The sequence below is a fragment of the Methanothermobacter sp. genome (assembly GCF_030055425.1).
GTDB lineage: Archaea > Methanobacteriota > Methanobacteria > Methanobacteriales > Methanothermobacteraceae > Methanothermobacter.
Genome location: NZ_JASFYE010000001.1, coordinates 176,410 through 192,730 on the forward strand (window position 1 = coordinate 176,410; position 16,321 = coordinate 192,730).

A 16,321-nucleotide genomic window follows, 5' to 3' on the forward strand; every position below is an offset into this window, starting at 1 on the left:
ATATAAAAATTGTTAATCATGTATGGTGATTTTTCATGATAATAGGTTGTTCAGCATCACAGAAACTGGCTGCAATCGTTGCAGATTTGCTTGATGATAGGCTGTGCCCGGTTGAAACCCGTAAATTCCCTGATGGGGAGCGTTACATCCGTGTTAAGGGCGGGGTTGATGGTGAGGTCACCGTTGTCCAGTCGACAGGTTACCCGCAGGATGAGAACCTCATGGAACTCCTCTTCATGATGGAGAACCTTAAGGATCTTGGGGCGGATTATGTGCGGGCTGTGATACCCTATTTCGGTTACGGGAGGCAGGAGCGGCGCTTCAAGAGTGGAGAGGCTGTTTCAGCCAGGATAGTTGCCCGCCTCCTTGAGGCCGCTGGTGCAGATGAGATCATAACCGTGAACCTCCATGAGAACTGCCTCAGCGAATTCTTCACCGTACCTGTAACTGAACTCTCTGCCATGCCCCTCATAGCCAGGCACATCTCATTCCTGGATGACCCTGTGATCATCGCACCCGATAAGGGTGCCATGGGCCATGCCAGGGAGGTCAGCAGCATACTTGGATGTGAATGCGATTACATGGAGAAGGTGAGGCTTTCCCCTGAAACCGTTGAGACCAGGGTGCGGGACCTGGATGTTGAGGGGATGGACGCGGTGGTGGTGGATGACATCATAAGTACCGGGGGTACGATTGTAAACGCCGCTGGAATTTTAAGAAACTGCGGGGCCTCAAGTATAACCGTGTGCTGCGTCCACCCTGTCCTGGTGGAGGACGCCCTGCTCAGGATATTCTCTGCAGGTGTTGAGAGGGTGATTGCAACGGACACCCTGAAATCAGAGGTGAGTGAGATCTCGGTGGCCCCTCTGATTGCAGAGGCAATAAAATAAATTTTTTATTTTGACACTAACGTGGACCCTCTATAAGAGTAAAAAACAATCAGCTACTTCGAAATCCCTTCAAAATTCAAAAAATGGAAAATAAGCCCAGCCCTGAAAAATCAGTGCATGGCTGGCTTCTTCATGATTGATGGTACTATATCACTTATTTTCTGCATCCTCTCAAGGAGGCTCTCCTTGCCCTTACCAATGAGGGCGTGTTCCAGGACGTCACCGAGGGTCTCAACGGGTATTATCTCAACCTTATCCTCATACCTCTTCTCAATCATGACGTCCCCCATGTTGGAGGCAGGTATGAGTACCTTCTTTATCCCTGCCTCTGCAGCCGCCTCTATCTTCCCTGTAACTCCACCCACCGGGAGCACATCTCCACGTATGCTCAGTGAGCCTGTTAGGGCGACTGACTGGTCCACGGGTATCTCCTCGAGGGCCGATATGACGGCTGTTGCCACTGAGACGCTTGCACTGTCACCCTCCACACCATCGTATGCCTGGAGGAACTGGATGTGTATGTCATAGTTTGATATGTCTGTACCCGTGTATTTCTTGATGAGGGCGCTTACGTTCTGAACCGCTTCACGGGCAATCTCACCCAGTTTACCTGTGGCGATTATCCTCCCCTCCTCCTTGCTCTGGGCGGGGGCCGCCTCTGCAGCTATCGGGAGGATGATGCCGCTCCTGTCACCGATTATTGCAAGTCCATTGACGCGTCCAACCTCGCCACCCTCTGATTTGAATACACTGTACTTCTTCTTCTGTACAATGTATCGGTCCGCGATCTGCTGTTCGAGGGTCCTTGAAAGTTTCTTTGCCTCCATCACATCCCTGGTCTCAACCAGTTCCGCGCCACGGCTCTTGGCAATGTCCCCTGCAGCCCTCACAAGACCTCCAAGTTCACGGAGTTTGAGTGTGAGTGAATCCTTCTTACCGGCCCTCCTCTGGGCCTCCCTTATTATCTCCTCTATGGCCTCCCTGCTGAAGTGGGGGATCCTTCCATCCTTTTCAACTTCCTGTGCAACGAACTGGACAAGTTTGTCCCTGTTTTCAGGTGTATCAGGCATTGTGTCCTTCATAAAAACCTCATAACCGTATCCCCTAATCCTTGAACGGAGGGCCGGGTGCATGCCCTCAAGCACCTGAAGGTTACCTGATGCCACGAGAACAAAGTCACAGGGGACGGCCTGTGAGCGCACCATTGCACCGCTGCTTGTCTCGCTCTGACCCGTGATGGAGTACTTCTTCTCCTGCATGGCTGTGAGGAGTTCCTGCTGGGTCTTCATCTTCATTGTCCCTATCTCGTCTATGTAGAGGACCCCCTTGTTGGCCCTGTGTATCATCCCGGCCTCGACCCTCTCATGTGCCGGTGTGCCAAGGCCCCCTGACTGGTAGGGGTCGTGCCTCACATCCCCCAGAAGCGCACCTGCATGGGCACCTGTTGCATCCACGAATGGGGCAACCTGCCTTCCCTCGTTGTTGACCAGGAGCTTGGGCACCATGACGGTGGTCCTTGGCCTGAACTGCTGGAGGGCCAGGAAGACTATACCCGCTGCTATTATAGCTGCAAGGAACTGGTTAACCATGAACCCGAGGACAAGGATGAATGATATTATGAGCATCATAAAGAGGTTCTTCTTCTCATCCTGTGCCCTTGCCCTGTTCTTGTGGTTCATGACGATTTTTCTACCCTCCCCTGCCGGTACAGTGCCTATGAGGGGGTTGTTCGGGTCGTCTATGTTGGGGTAGACCAGTATATCCTGGAGTTTCTCCCGGGGCAGGAGTTCCGCCATTGCCTTTGCCAGCATTGATTTGCCGACCCCGGGTTCACCTATCAATAATACATTACGCCTCTGCTCTGCAGCCTTTTTTATGGTCTCAACTGCCTCTTCCTGACCTATGATCTGATCTATGAGTCTTTCAGGGACATCTATATCCTTTGAGGTTTCATATGAAAGGCTCCTCCCTGATTCCTTCTTATCGTCAGTACCTTCATATGAAACAGATTCTTCAGTTCTGAAGTTTTTAATGGTGGTTTTCATTTCTATTCAAATGCCTCCATTAAGTGAAGTGGTTAAAATAAAATCACAGTTTATGGTTATTCCTTCTGCCTAAAATATTTTACTTACAAATTTTTATTTTAATATATGGTGATGTCACTTATAAAGGTATCTCCATGGGTCAGCGGTTTATCTCGGAGATGAGGGCAAGTGCATTCTGAATAAATTTCTCAACGATTTTACGGTACTTCTCCTCACTTGCCCTGAGGGCCTCCTGTGTCCTCTTCATCTCAGTTATGTCCCTTGCAATGGTGGATACACCTATAATCTCACCATTAACGTCCCTGAGTGGTGAGAGTGAAATAGAAAGCCATATCTCCTCCCCATCCTTCCTGAACCTTCTGGCCTCAAAGTTTGAAACAAGTTTACCGGCTCCCACCTCAGATATAAGGCCCTTGAGCCTTTCAAATTCCTCCTCATCCATGAGGATCGAGACGTTCTGTCCCCTGATCTCGTCTGCACTGTAACCGTATATCCTCTCAGCACCCCTGTTCCAGTCAATTATGGTCCCATCAAGGTCATAGCTTACGATGGCATCCCCCGAGGACTCCACGATGGAAGCCAGCCTTTCGAGTTCACGCTGAAACTTCAACCTCTCTGTCACATCCCTGAAGATTGCCCGGCTGTATTCAACCTCACCATCCCTCATGCGGACGTTGACGTTTCCCTCCACAAAGATCTTCTCACCATCCTTTGTTATGAATGCGGTTTGAACAAGGGGAATGCTCTCCCCGCTCATTACACGCCTGAAGATCTCATGACACTCATCCAGCTTGTCAGGGTGTATCACATCAAATATTGTGAGATTTTCAATGTCGTCCTCGGTGTAACCCAGGGTCTCCATCCAGGCCCTGTTAACATATACGAATCTTCCCTCGGGGTCAACCGCCTGTATCATGTCATTGGCGTTCTCAAAGAGGTCCCTGAACTGCTCCTCCCTTCTATGGACCTCATCCTCCATTCTCCTCCTCTCTGAGATATCCCTGATTATTGAGGTCAGAAAAAGGCCCCCTGCAGTCCGTGCAGGGTTCAGGCTCATTTCAACAGGAAACTCGGTCCCATCTGATCGGAGGGATGTGGTTTCAAAAACCTTTCCTGCGAGTTCGTGCTCTCCCTCCATCCGGTATTCCCTCATCTTGGCGTTGAGGTCATCCCTGAGGGATTCCGGGACAAGTAAATCGACCCTTTTACCCTCAAGAGATGTGTATCCAAACATCCTATCTGCCGCAGGGTTTGAGAATACGATAATGCCCTCAGAGTTAACTGTGATCACCCCATCGGGGCTGTTATGTATAACTGTCTCAAATACTGATTTAAGGTCCTCATCAGACAGTAAAGGGCTTTCAGGAGAAACACCGGACATCCAACCATCTCCACATAATAAATCAAATATACTCAGATAATATTTATGCCGGCAAGGTATTTAAGATTTTAGTGATCAATAGGATCTTAGGATCAGAGCAGCCCAGAAGTGGTGAAGAAATGAGTTCAAAATGTATAATGGTACAGGGGACATCATCAAGTGCCGGTAAGAGTGTCCTTGTGGCTGCACTCTGCCGCATATTCTCAAAGAGGGGTTACCGGGTTGCCCCCTTCAAATCCCAGAACATGTCACTGAATTCCTTCACAACCCATGAGAACAGGGAGATAGCGGTGGCCCAAGTCCTCCAGGCAGAGGCTGCAGGTATCAGGCCGTCATATCATATGAACCCCATACTCCTCAAACCCAAGGAGGACTTCACATCCCAGGTCATAGTCCACGGGAGACCCGCAGGGAACATGAACTTCCAGGAGTACCAGACAGGCTTCCGTAAAACCGCCCTTAAGGCCATAAGGGAGTCCCTCAATTACCTTAAGGAGCGATATGATATCATCGTGATTGAGGGGGCCGGGTCACCTGCCGAGATAAACATGAGGGACCGGGACCTTGCCAATATGGAGATAGCCCATCTTGCAGACGCTGATGTTATACTTGTTGCTGATATAGACCGTGGAGGTGTTTTTGCCTCAATTGCAGGCACCCTGATGCTTCTCGATGAGCGTGACAGGTCCCGGATAAGGGGTGTTGTCATAAACAAGTTCCGGGGAAACCTTGACATCCTCATGCCAGGTATAGAAAGGATTGAGGAGATCACAGGTGTGCCTGTGCTTGGTGTGCTACCCTACGATGAGAGCCTGAAGTTGCCTGAGGAGGATTCAGCCTCGCTTTCAGAACGCAAGTACCGTGGAAGGGGTGATGTGAAGATCGGTGTCATGAGGCTTCCCCGAATATCCAACTTCACAGACATAGACCCCCTTGAGTACGAGGAGGACGTTGCCGTGAGGCTCATAGAGGCCGGTGACAGTCTCGAGGGCCTTGACGCCATCATAATCCCCGGGACCAGGAACACCATAAGCGACCTCATGTATCTGAGGGAAAATGGCTTCGCCGATGAGATCAGGGATCTGAGTCGTGAGATACCGGTATTCGGTATATGCGGTGGTTTCCAGATGCTTGGGAGGAGGGTCGTGGATGAGGGCCTTCAGGAGTCAAAACTGGGAAGCGTGGATGGCCTCAACCTCCTTGACTGCAAAACCACCTTTACAGGCGATGGTAAGATAATATCCCAGAGTGCCGGGGATATCACCGGTGCCGGCCTGTTCTCAGGTATTGCAGGGGAAACCGTGGAGGGCTATGAGCTCCATGAGGGAACCACAGTCCTAGGTGATGTTAAACCCTTCCTGAAGGTTAGGAGGGGCTTTGGTAACACATACACCATGGGATTCGATGGGGCCGCTGAGGGGAACGTTGCTGGTACCTACTTCCACGGCATATTCCACAACTTCAGATTCAGGAGGTACTTCACCAACATTCTGAGGGAGAGTAAGGGCCTTGAAAAGCTTGACTATGTGGACGACCACTTCGATGCCTCAAGGAGGTTCTCAATTGACCGCCTGGCCGAGATAGTCGAGGAGAAAATGGACCTATCCATCATTGAGGACATCATAGAAGGGGATTAGAAAAAAAGGACCCTAATGCATATCCTCCACAAATCCCTTTTTCTTAAAACCTATCCAAAAATTAAGGAATTATCCTTAAAAAATTAGCTTTTTTTATTGGACAGAGTCCAAATCGTTGATTCTATGCTATGAACGGCACCGCGAGTGTTGTAATCACAAGGACCGTCAGGATGATGCCCACCACTATCACTGGAATCCCTGCCCTGGGTATGTCACGGAGCTTAACGTAGCCAGAACCATAGGCCATGGCAACGGTTGGATCAGCCATTGGTAGCATGAAGGACAGCGAACATGCTATGGCAACCGGAACCGCATATATCCCCACCGGCTGATGCTGTGCACCTGCAAGGGTCACTGAAAGCGGAACCAGGATCGCTGATAACGCTATATTTGACATCACCTGAGTTATAAGCACTGCAAGGACCATGAGGACCAGCATGACAAGAATCGTTGATGGATCAGAGCCCAGCATCCTGACAAGGTCATTTATCAGCCATGCGGCGGCACCAGTCTTGAGGAGGGCGCTTCCAAGGGAGAGTGCACCCCCAAAGAACACGATGAGGCCCCAGTCAATATTCTTCTGGGCGTCCTTCCAGGTTATAACGCCGGCGAAGATGAACATCACAGCGGCTATCAGTGAAACCGAGTAACTGTTGATGCCTGTCCAGCCAGCTGTCACCCAGAGCAGAATTGCAAATAGGAGTATCCCGGCGCTGATCTTCTCCTCCCTTTTAACCTCACCAAGTTCCATCAGTTTCTTCCCTATAACTGCGTCACCGTCACATAGGGCTGTGACCTCACTGGGGAATACCCTCATGAGGACAAACCATATTACAAAGAGCATTGCAACTGCAAGGGGGAACCCGAAGATCATCCAGTTGAGGAATGGTATCTGGGTGTAGGCAGCCGCCATGAGGTTGGGGGCTGTCCCTATCTCCGTCCCGAAGCCACCTGCAAGGGAACCGAATGACGCCCCCAGTATCATTGCCTTTGCATAGTTACTCCTCCCCCTCTCAGGCTCAGAACAGCCCATTATATCCACTATCTCCTTTATGATTGGAAGGAGCATGGCAAATGCCACCACGTTCTCAATCCACGCTGAGAGGAGCCCCGTGGAGAATATGCTCACAAAGAGGCCTCTCTCGGGTGATGTTCCAAGTCTCCTTAAAAGGTAGTAGGTGAATCTCTGTGCAAGGCCACTCTTCCTTATGGCCTCAGCCATTATGAACCCACCTATCATGAGGAAGAGTATGGGGTTTGCGAATCCTATAACAGCATTTTCAAAGCTCTCAACGCCTATAAGTGGCTGTGCAAAGAGTATTATGAGGGATGTGACTGCAAGTGGAACAGACTCCGTTGCCCACATTGAAACCGCGAAAACAAGTAAGGATATTGCTGCGTGTCCTGAAGCCTTAAGGCCGGGTAACGGTATCAGATACACTGCAAGTGCAAGAAGAAAACTCAGAATAAATCCTTTCTTTGCATCCGTAATATTACCTCCTCTGGTTGGTAACTGTAAGTTTCCAGTAGCTTATAATTTTTGCCTTATATAAAGAGATTGGCTAGTAATACCAAGCCCCCCAGTTTGCTGACCAAAATCAACCATAGAAGAATCAGCTACAACCTACATCAGAAAAAGATGTGCATGAACACTTAGATATTCATTAAAAGCCATATGACAGCCAGTATTACGGGTTGATGGATAAAGTAAATGGCCAGTGAGTTTTTTCCCAGAAATTCAAGTGTATGGTTTCTCCGTTGGAGCTCCCCCTTCCATCTCCTTCTGTATCCGGGATAGAGGGTATCTCCTGTGAAGATACCTAGAAGGACAACACCAATCCATGGAAGCAGGGGAAAGTAGTCGAGTGTGTAAAATCCAGGGGGCTTCAGTCCGAGCCAGACAAAAAATAAGGTGTCCGCCCTCAAGCCTGAAACCCACACCCCTGCCGCCAGTGCCAGGAGCGCCCCGATAACCGAGGGTAACCTTCTTCCCGCAAATGGGTATGTGATGATAACAGCAGCACCTATGAAGTGGAGCATCCCGAACACTATGAATCCCTCATGGGGGTATATCCATGTGACAGCAGTTATCAGAAGGCCGTAGAGAAATATCCTGATACCCCTCTTAATGTAATGTCCAGTGCACCCAGAACCCCTTCTGGAGTGGCTCAGGCTGAGTGATACACCCACAAGGAATATGAAGAGAAATGATGTCAGCCTTCCGGTTATCCAGATCAGCGGTGAGGTCATATCCAGTTTCACGGCTCCAAGGAAGTTGAGGTCAAAGATCACGTGGTATATGATCATCATCACAACAGCGATGCCCCTCATGGCATCCACCTCATGGAACCTCTCCCTTGACGATGCTACCCCCATGAATAACCTCCATTTATAAATTGTGTGGAGCCCGGTAAAAGCAGTTCCCACTGCAGGAGGACCTCCACAGGGAGTGTTAGGGATAAAAATAGAAAATTTTATATATGATGATTTCAAACCTTTTCTATGCCTACGAATTGCGGCGTTAGTCCAGCCTGGTTAAGACACTGGCCTGCCACGCCAGCGACCCGGGTTCAAATCCCGGACGCCGCATAGCGGTTGTAGTCTAGTCTGGTTAGGACTCGGGCCTTCCAAGCCCGCGACCCGGGTTCAAATCCCGGCAACCGCATAAAAACTGTTTCTGATGCCAGTAACCTGTTAATTCTAGTGTATATGATAAATACAGTGACCCATTAATTCTCAGTTTACACCATAAACCTGTTTCTGGCTGATCTTAACTGTTTATTCCAATTGAAACTCCATAGATGTAATCTGCACCTCCCTCCCAGGGAAAGTGGCCAGCCATATATCAGCTATATATATTAGAAACCCCGATAGTAGAGCAAAGGATAAGTACTTTAATTCTAGATAATAACAGGATCCAGACTAATATTAATGGTGTGATACTCATGGCTGGAATCGTTGGATATGGAGTTTACATTCCATCATACAGAATAAAGGTTGAAGAAATAGCAAGGGTCTGGGGAGACGACCCCCAGGCCATATCAAGGGGACTGGTGGTTGAAGAGAAATCAGTTCCAGGTCCAGATGAGGACACCGCAACAATCTCAGTGGAGGCTGCCCGAAACGCCCTCAAAAGGAGCCAGATAGACCCCTCAAGGATAGGGGCCGTCTATGTTGGTTCAGAATCCCACCCCTATGCAGTCAAACCAACAGCAACAATCGTCGCAGAGGCCGTGGAGGCAACTCCTGAAATGACAGCTGCTGACCTTGAATTCGCATGTAAAGCAGGGACCGCCGGTATACAGGCATGTATGGGACTTGTTGACTCAGGAATCATTGAATACGGCCTTGCCGTTGGCGCAGATACAGCCCAGGGGGCACCGGGGGACGCCCTTGAATACACAGCATCAGCAGGTGGGGCGGCCTACGTCATAGGAAATGAGAACTGTCTTGCAGAGATAAGGGAAACCTACAGTTTCACCACTGACACCCCCGACTTCTACAGGAGGGAGGGAATGCCTTACCCCAGACACGGTGGAAGGTTCACAGGTGAACCAGCCTACTTCAAACACGTTCTTGGAGCTGCAAGGGGTATGATGGAAAAGACGGGCCTCTCTGCAGGTGACTTTGACTATGCGGTTTTCCACCAGCCAAACGGAAAGTTCTACCTGAAGGCAGCGAAAAAACTTGGATTTGAAAGCGAGCAGGTGAAACCTGGGCTTTTAACACCGGTCATAGGTAACACATACTCCGGTGCAACACCAATAGGCCTTGCAGCGACACTTGACGTTGCAGAACCCGGGGCAAGGATACTTGCAGTCTCCTATGGTTCAGGGGCCGGGAGTGACGCATTCATAATAGAGGTCACGGACGAGATAGAGAAAAAGAGGGACCTCGCCCCAGCCGTTTCTGACATCATCAGCAAGAAGAAATACGTTGACTATGCACTCTATGCCAAGTTCAAGGGCAAACTCAGGATGGCTTAAGATGGTGATAACATGAGGGATGTAGCAATTATTGGAGTCTCACAGACAAAATTCGGAGAACTCTGGGACGTCTCATTCAGGGACATGATAACCGAGGCCGGCCTTGGTGCCATAGAGGATGCTGGAGTTGAAGGTGCAGACCTCGAGGCCATGTACGTTGGTAACATGTCAGCGGGTCTCTTCATAAAACAGGAGCACATTTCTTCACTCATCGCAGATCATGCCGGTTTAACACCAATACCCTCAACAAGGGTGGAGGCCGCCTGTGCATCAGGTGGACTTGCCCTGAGGAGCGGTATAATGGCCGTGGCATCAGGATACCATGATATTGTGATAGCAGCAGGTGTTGAAAAGATGACCGACGTTGTTGACCCCACACCTGCAATTGCAACGGCCTCTGACCAGGAATGGGAGGCCCAGCAGGGTGTAACCTTCCCATCACTATACGCCATGATGGCAAGGAGGCACATGTATGAGTACGGTACAACAAGGGAGCAGCTCGCCATGGTCTCCGTGATAAACCATGAAAACGCCTCAAACAACCCAAGGGCCCAGTTCCCAATGAAGGTCACAGTTGAACAGGTCATCAACTCAACCATGGTCGCGGATCCACTCAGACTCCTTGACTGTTCACCCATCTCTGATGGTGCAGCAGCAGTCATACTCTGCCCCGCAGAGATGGCCAGGGAATACACCGATACCCCCGTCTATGTGAAGGCATCTGCACAGGCATCAGGTACCATTGCACTGCACGATAGAAGGGATATAACCAGGATTGACGCCACCGTGAATGCAGCAAGATCCGCATTCAAGATGGCAGATCTTACACCGGGAGACATAGACCTTGTTGAGGTCCATGACTGCTTCAGCATAAATGGCATACTGGCTGTTGAGGACCTTGGATTTGTCGAGAAGGGTGAAGGTGGAAGGGCCTTTGAGGAGGGCATGACCCGAATCGATGGTGACATACCCGTAAACCCCTCAGGGGGTCTCAAGGCACGTGGTCATCCACTAGGGGCCACAGGTATCGCCCAGGCGGCTGAGGTGGTCTGGCAGCTACGTGGTGAAGCCGGTAAAAGGCAGGTTGAGGGTGCTGAGATAGGTATGACCCACAACATCGGTGGAACCGGTGGGACAGCAGCTGTTCACATATTCTCAAGGTAGCCACCACCACCCCTTTTTTCTGCACTAATAAGCTAAATGACTTTTTCAATTCTGTAATAACTCTTTTTATGCTTATATCCATAAAAAACTAAACTGCAATGCCCCTTTTTCTCTCTGAAGGTTCATTAATTCCTTAAACCATAGAATAAGTTCTTACACATAGAAATGAGAAGTAAATTCCATCTTTGAGATTGTCTTAACTGAGAGAGTCCGCAGACTTCCAGCACAGGTTTGTATTTAGAAAACTTAAAAATACTCGAGGTTCAAAAACCTGAAAGTACCTCTATTCTGAATTCACAAGCACATGAAAAGCCTTGTAAAAAAAGGAGTATATTATGGGGGTGCCTACATTGGAGGCATTCCGCCCATGTCGCCCATATCCATGTCCTCATCGGATCCAGAGGATGATGCGGCTATGACGTCGTCTATGCGGAGGATCATCTCAGCTGCCTCTGCAGCGGACTGGATGGCCTGTTTTTTGACTCTGTGGGGCTCTATTACGCCAGCCTCCTTCATGTCAACGATTTTGCCATCGAAGACGTCAAGTCCCATGTAGGGTGACTCCTCGTGGGCAGCCCTGAGGTCCACCAGGACGTCGATACTGTCAAGTCCAGCGTTCTCTGCAAGGGTCTTTGGAACGATCTCAAGGGCCTCTGCAAAGGCTGAAACCGCAAGCTGTTCCCTTCCGCTTATTGAATCAGCGTAGTCCTTGAGCCTCTTTGCAACCTCTATTTCAGGTGCTCCTCCACCTGCAACAACCTTGCCGTCCTCGACTGTTGCTGCAACGACTCCTATTGCGTCTTCGATTGCCCTTTCAACTTCGCTTACAACGTGTTCTGTTGAACCCCTCACGAGTATTGTGACTGCCTTTGGCTCCTTGCATTCCTCAACGAAGATCATTTCTTCGCCTGAGATCTTCTTCTCTGAGACAACGCCTGCTTCGCCTAGGTCGTCCTCACTGAGGTCCTCAATGTTTGTGACGATGTTTGCACCGGTTGCCTTGGAGAGTTTCTCCATGTCTGATTTTTTAACCCTCCTTACTGCAAGGACGCCTGCCTTGGCAAGGTAGTGCTGTGCAAGGTCATCGATACCCTTCTGACAGAAGAGCACGTTTGCTCCTGTCTCGACTATGGAGTTGACCATGTCGCGGATCATCTGCTCTTCCTGTTCAATGAAGGCCTGCATCTGTGATGGGTCTGTTATCCTGATTTCTGCGTCGACTTCTGTCTCTTTGACTTCTATTGGGCAGTTCAGGAGTGCTATTTTGGCGTTTTCAACCTTTTTGGGCATTCCCGGGTGAACCCTTTCCTTGTCGATGATGACACCCTGGACGAGTGTTGAGTCGTCCACGGCTGCGCCTTCCTTCTTCTCTATCTTTATGTGGTCCTTCTCGACTTCGCCGTCTTCCTCAACCTGCTGGACCGCGTCAACTATGAGTTCAGCCAGTGGTTCCCTTGCCTTTTCTGTTCCCTTACCGGTCATTGCGGTCATAGCGACCTTTATGAGTGTGTCCCTGTCGCTTGCGTCAATTGCAATTTCGTTGAGTATTTCCTGGGCCTTTTCAGCGGCCTGTCTGTAACCCATTGCGATTATTGTTGGGTGAATCTCCATTTCAAGGAGTGTTTCAGCTTTTTTGAGCAGTTCACCTGCTATTATAACGGCTGTTGTTGTACCGTCACCGACCTCGTCTTCCTGGGTCTTTGCCACCTCAACAAGCATCTTTGCTGCGGGGTGCTCTATGTCCATTTCCTTGAGTATTGTGACACCGTCGTTTGTCACCACAATGTCCCCAAGGGAGTCAACCAGCATCTTGTCCATTCCCTTTGGTCCAAGGGTTGTCCTGACGGTTTCTGCCAGTATTTTACCTGCAAGGATGTTCATTCTCTGTGCGTCCCTTCCAAGGTATCTGCTTGTACCTTCAGGCAGTACAAGAATTGGCTGCTGTCCCTGTGCCATTTAATCACCTCAATTTTTATTATCATTAGTGCATTTATCAATGGGTTAGAGGTTCTATAAATATTTTGCGGTTAATGTATTTATCTGCTGGAACACTTAAATATGACTGGTTAGAACCATGTTTCAAAGATTAGCTCCAGTCTGCATCTCAGCATTCATAATATTAATTCTATTAACAGAAGGCTCTTGCGCCATCGAAGAAGTTGAGGATCCCCTGAATAGCTCTGATGTTCTCGCGGCAAGCGTCATGGTTTCCAGTTTTATGGAAAAAAATAAGAAACTCCCTGAAAACGTCAGTGTGGGTAACAGGACACTTGACACCCCCTCCTATGCCTACGCCCTCAGCAGGGTACTTACCGGTTCAAAGGCGGTCGAAAACCAAACCGTTAATGGGCCCCAACTGGATATAAGGCGCATATCAGTGAAACTAACAAAAAATCAGTACATGGAGATAGCCTCAAAATTCCGTGACTTAACTGCCAGGACACAATGCTGTCCAGCAACCATCTCCTTCAGCGGTGGTAGGATCGACTTCTACAATATAGTCTATCTCCTATCAAAGATCGGCCGCTACAGACAATTTCATGGAAAACTTCCCTTAGCCATGCAGATCAACACCCCCATACCCATAAATGCATACCGCATCGACTCCAAAACCATCGATACAAGGATAAAAAACCTGAAATCCCAGATCAGAAAAACAATTAACCTCATGAACCTTATTAATAAACGAATCAGATATTCCGGGAACAAAAAAACCATCATGAGGCTTCAGGGTAAACTGAAATACCTTGAAAAAAGATACAGTTATCTGAATGGCCAGCTCAGATACTATGAGGGCCTCAGGAGCAGCCCATGGTACGTCCCAGCATCCCTCCGACGTTACATCAGGTCCACGGCCTACTGCAACATCACTGATCCCAATATAGTTTACCTTGCCAGGGAGCTCTCAGGGAACACCACCCATTCCACTGCACTGAATCTCTTTAGCTGGGTCAGGGACAATATTGAGTACTCCTTCTACTACAGCACCCGCTACGGTGCCTCAGGCACATTCAAGTACAGAACAGGAAACTGTGTGGACCAGGCCCACCTCATGGTTGCCCTTGCAAGGACCAGCGGTATACCGGCCCGTTATGTCCGTGGATACTGCAGGTTCATAAGCGGAAACTGGTATTCCCATGTTTGGGCCCAGGTATGGATAAGGGGTCGTGGCTGGGTGACAGCAGACACCACCCACACCATGAACAACCTCGGACATGTTTATAACTGGAACACCACTGTGTCAGAGGTCAGGGAAGTGCTTCTGGAATATGATCTGCACTGAAACCTTATATCTCCACATGAGATATTATGATCCATGAAAATCATTGACCTGACCCGCAGAATTGAGGATTCCATGCCTGTCTTTCCAGGTGATCCCCCTGTCAGAATAAGGACACTTGAAGATGGAGATTATATTAACTCAGAAATAAAGATAGGATTGCACGCTGGAACACACATAGATGCGCCGGCACACATAAATTACTGTAGTGAGACCGTTGATGGGATAGGCTTTGAAAGACTGACAGGACAGGGCTTCCTTATATCACCCAAAACGGTTAAAATTCCTGATGGAGACATTGCGGTTCTGAGAACCGGGTGGGACTCAAAGTGGGGTCTGGAGGAATACTTCAGAGACTACAAAGGCATTCCCATGGATCTTGCAGAGAAACTGGTTGATCATGGAGTGAAGGGGGTGTGCACAGACGGGCCCAGCGTTGACATGCCCGGGAAAACAGCTGTACACAGACTCCTCCTTGAAAACGGGATCTGGATAGTTGAAAACATGAAGAACACTGATATGGTTCCAGAAAAATTCAGAATGTTCGTTGTTCCACTGAATGTGAGGGCGGAGGCCTCACCAGTAAGGGTATTTGTCGTTACAGACTAACCATCATTGAAGCCCCCAACCATGATACTATTTGCCGTTACAGAGCGATCATCTCTCTATTTTCTCCCAGAGCACCCTTCCATCGTCTCTCACTGACCTGAAATAGCCCTTTCTCTCAAGGTTTCTCAGTATCTGAACCATGTTCTCAAGTTTCATGTCCCTGAACCCTATCTCATTTAAAAAGCCAAGCAGTTCCTCGGCTGTGGATCTTTCATCAGGCAGCAGGCGGTAGATCTGTGACTGGAAGGAGGTCAGATCCCTTTCAGGTTTCTGGGTGAGTGCATGGAAGTACTCCCTGTACCTTTTAAGGTCAGATATGCGGGATTCCTTCTCGGCTATGATTGCATTGAGGTCCTGTATTATTTTATCCTTCTCAGCCATGAGCCCCTCAAGTTCAGCTATTTTTCTTTCCCTGAGTCTAAGGGTCTCCTCAAGTTTCTTAACCCTTCCTGAGTTCTCTGAATTCTCCCTGCACTTCCTGAGATCCATCTTGAGCTTGCTTATCTCAAGCATGCATGCCTTGACAAGAAGCTTGAGCTGTTCCTTTTCTGAATCCCTCATGAACTTCATGGTACCCCTTTCCCTTTAATTAAATATCACTTGGAACCTTAAAAACCTTCCTGAATTCATCCTGGGATACCAGATAGAGTTATATAGCGAAAAAATCTCCATGTATTCCTTAAAATGGGAACGTGGAAAATAAAACAATAAGACCGCCATGAGCATCATTCAAGCCTTTCGAAATTGCAGAGACCAAAACACTTAACCCTTTCCTCCACCTTCAAAGCCGCAATGGCACATAGAACTCCAAGGAGTGCCCCCGCAATGACATCACTGGGGTAATGTAGACCAAGGCACACCCTTGAAACACCAACAAGGGAAGCAAGCAGCATGAAAAGCCATAACCTCCCAAATTTAAAGTAGAGTGCCAGAAAACCGCTGAAAGCGGCCACTGTGTGCCCTGATGGCATGGAGTAGCCGCCTGCTGTTGTGGTGTGCTTCACCCAGCTGAGAACCTCATAGGGCCTTGGCCTTGCAATAACGGCCTTCAGGAATTCACTGAGAAAGAAGCCCATGACAAGGGCTGTGAGTGCAATGAAAGCAGCCTCCTTCTCATCCTCCCCGCCAAAAATGTAGAGTGTGAGGCACAGCAGCACCCAGAAGATCTGGGTTCCTCCAAGGGTTATGATCTGCATCAGTGCATCAAGAATGGGCGAAGTGATTGCTGAATTAAAGAAATAGAGAATGTAGGTATCAATACCCGTAAATGAAAGAAACGGATGCATCAAAAAATAGAGAATGGATACATCGACACCGGTAAATGAAAAA

The 16,321-nt window shown here is 48.9% G+C and carries 13 protein-coding genes and 2 tRNA genes; 8 read left to right on the forward strand and 7 right to left on the reverse strand.

The annotated features are described in order from the left end of the window. The first annotated feature begins 35 nt into the window (after positions 1–35). Positions 36–890 (forward strand): ribose-phosphate diphosphokinase, encoded by an 855-nt coding sequence (locus QFX39_RS00995; RefSeq protein ID WP_300476537.1) that lies wholly within the window; start codon positions 36–38, stop codon positions 888–890. A 110-nt stretch (positions 891–1,000) separates the two neighbouring features. Here the strand turns inward: QFX39_RS00995 and lonB are convergent, their stop codons facing one another. Both lonB and QFX39_RS01005 read right to left on the reverse strand, forming a co-directional pair. Beyond that, on the reverse strand, positions 1,001–2,935 hold the full coding sequence (lonB, locus tag QFX39_RS01000; RefSeq protein WP_300476540.1) for an ATP-dependent protease LonB: 1,935 nt from the start codon (positions 2,933–2,935) through the stop codon (positions 1,001–1,003). Between the two features lie 139 nt (positions 2,936–3,074). Continuing rightward, the gene (locus tag QFX39_RS01005; protein ID WP_300476544.1) at positions 3,075–4,316 is read right to left on the reverse strand and encodes a PAS domain S-box protein; all 1,242 of its coding nucleotides are present in this window, start codon (positions 4,314–4,316) and stop codon (positions 3,075–3,077) included. A gap of 119 nt (positions 4,317–4,435) precedes the next feature. Between QFX39_RS01005 and cobQ the strand changes: the two genes are divergently transcribed. Next, positions 4,436–5,953 carry a cobyric acid synthase CobQ gene (gene cobQ, locus QFX39_RS01010; RefSeq protein WP_300476545.1) on the forward strand — a complete coding sequence of 506 codons (1,518 nt, stop codon included), beginning with the start codon at positions 4,436–4,438 and terminating at the stop codon, positions 5,951–5,953. A 121-nt stretch (positions 5,954–6,074) separates the two neighbouring features. Here the strand turns inward: cobQ and QFX39_RS01015 are convergent, their stop codons facing one another. Both QFX39_RS01015 and QFX39_RS01020 read right to left on the reverse strand, forming a co-directional pair. Beyond that, entirely contained in the window at positions 6,075–7,445 is a 1,371-nt protein-coding gene (locus QFX39_RS01015) for a DASS family sodium-coupled anion symporter (protein WP_367185379.1), read from the reverse strand. Positions 7,446–7,606: 161 nt separating this feature from the next. Further along, entirely contained in the window at positions 7,607–8,329 is a 723-nt protein-coding gene (locus tag QFX39_RS01020) for a heparan-alpha-glucosaminide N-acetyltransferase (protein ID WP_300476547.1), read from the reverse strand. 139 nt (positions 8,330–8,468) lie between these two features. On the opposite strand from QFX39_RS01020, the gene QFX39_RS01025 reads away from it, so the two are divergent. The 4 genes from QFX39_RS01025 to QFX39_RS01040 all read left to right on the forward strand — a co-directional run bounded on the left by QFX39_RS01025 (position 8,469) and on the right by QFX39_RS01040 (position 11,103). Further along, positions 8,469–8,542: transfer RNA gene (locus tag QFX39_RS01025), tRNA-Gly, on the forward strand. A 2-nt stretch (positions 8,543–8,544) separates the two neighbouring features. Further along, positions 8,545–8,618: transfer RNA gene (locus QFX39_RS01030), tRNA-Gly, on the forward strand. Between the two features lie 280 nt (positions 8,619–8,898). Next, positions 8,899–9,939, forward strand: a complete 1,041-nt coding sequence (locus QFX39_RS01035) for a hydroxymethylglutaryl-CoA synthase (protein ID WP_300476550.1) — start codon at positions 8,899–8,901, stop codon at positions 9,937–9,939. 12 nt (positions 9,940–9,951) lie between these two features. Next, positions 9,952–11,103, forward strand: coding sequence for a thiolase domain-containing protein (locus tag QFX39_RS01040; protein ID WP_300476552.1), 1,152 nt, complete (start codon positions 9,952–9,954; stop codon positions 11,101–11,103). A 345-nt stretch (positions 11,104–11,448) separates the two neighbouring features. On the opposite strand, the gene thsA is transcribed toward QFX39_RS01040, so the two are convergent. Continuing rightward, entirely contained in the window at positions 11,449–13,059 is a 1,611-nt protein-coding gene (thsA, locus tag QFX39_RS01045; RefSeq protein WP_300476554.1) for a thermosome subunit alpha, read from the reverse strand. Between the two features lie 262 nt (positions 13,060–13,321). On the opposite strand from thsA, the gene QFX39_RS01050 reads away from it, so the two are divergent. Then, entirely contained in the window at positions 13,322–14,386 is a 1,065-nt protein-coding gene (locus QFX39_RS01050) for a transglutaminase family protein (protein WP_300476557.1), read from the forward strand. 33 nt (positions 14,387–14,419) lie between these two features. Next, a complete protein-coding gene (locus QFX39_RS01055) occupies positions 14,420–14,992 on the forward strand; it encodes a cyclase family protein (RefSeq protein ID WP_300476559.1) in 573 nt (190 codons plus the stop codon). A 48-nt stretch (positions 14,993–15,040) separates the two neighbouring features. On the opposite strand, the gene QFX39_RS01060 is transcribed toward QFX39_RS01055, so the two are convergent. Together QFX39_RS01060 and QFX39_RS01065 are read right to left on the reverse strand one after the other, a co-directional pair. After that, positions 15,041–15,562: a hypothetical protein gene (locus QFX39_RS01060; protein ID WP_300476562.1), complete on the reverse strand. Its 522-nt coding sequence runs from the start codon at positions 15,560–15,562 to the stop codon at positions 15,041–15,043. 155 nt (positions 15,563–15,717) lie between these two features. After that, entirely contained in the window at positions 15,718–16,188 is a 471-nt protein-coding gene (locus QFX39_RS01065) for a phosphatase PAP2 family protein (protein ID WP_300476564.1), read from the reverse strand. Positions 16,189–16,321 lie beyond the last annotated feature (133 nt).

Excerpts from the sequence above, each read along its gene's own strand:
- QFX39_RS00995 (WP_300476537.1), top strand. The coding sequence starts at position 36 with ATGATAATAGGTTGTTCAGCATCACAGAAACTGGCTGCAATCGTTGCA.
- lonB (WP_300476540.1), bottom strand. The coding sequence starts at position 2,935 with ATGAAAACCACCATTAAAAACTTCAGAACTGAAGAATCTGTTTCATAT.
- QFX39_RS01005 (WP_300476544.1), bottom strand. The coding sequence starts at position 4,316 with ATGTCCGGTGTTTCTCCTGAAAGCCCTTTACTGTCTGATGAGGACCTT.
- cobQ (WP_300476545.1), top strand. The coding sequence starts at position 4,436 with ATGAGTTCAAAATGTATAATGGTACAGGGGACATCATCAAGTGCCGGT.
- QFX39_RS01020 (WP_300476547.1), bottom strand. The coding sequence starts at position 8,329 with ATGGGGGTAGCATCGTCAAGGGAGAGGTTCCATGAGGTGGATGCCATG.
- QFX39_RS01035 (WP_300476550.1), top strand. The coding sequence starts at position 8,899 with ATGGCTGGAATCGTTGGATATGGAGTTTACATTCCATCATACAGAATA.
- QFX39_RS01040 (WP_300476552.1), top strand. The coding sequence starts at position 9,952 with ATGAGGGATGTAGCAATTATTGGAGTCTCACAGACAAAATTCGGAGAA.
- thsA (WP_300476554.1), bottom strand. The coding sequence starts at position 13,059 with ATGGCACAGGGACAGCAGCCAATTCTTGTACTGCCTGAAGGTACAAGC.
- QFX39_RS01050 (WP_300476557.1), top strand. The coding sequence starts at position 13,322 with ATGGAAAAAAATAAGAAACTCCCTGAAAACGTCAGTGTGGGTAACAGG.
- QFX39_RS01055 (WP_300476559.1), top strand. The coding sequence starts at position 14,420 with ATGAAAATCATTGACCTGACCCGCAGAATTGAGGATTCCATGCCTGTC.
- QFX39_RS01060 (WP_300476562.1), bottom strand. The coding sequence starts at position 15,562 with ATGAAGTTCATGAGGGATTCAGAAAAGGAACAGCTCAAGCTTCTTGTC.
- QFX39_RS01065 (WP_300476564.1), bottom strand. The coding sequence starts at position 16,188 with ATGCAGATCATAACCCTTGGAGGAACCCAGATCTTCTGGGTGCTGCTG.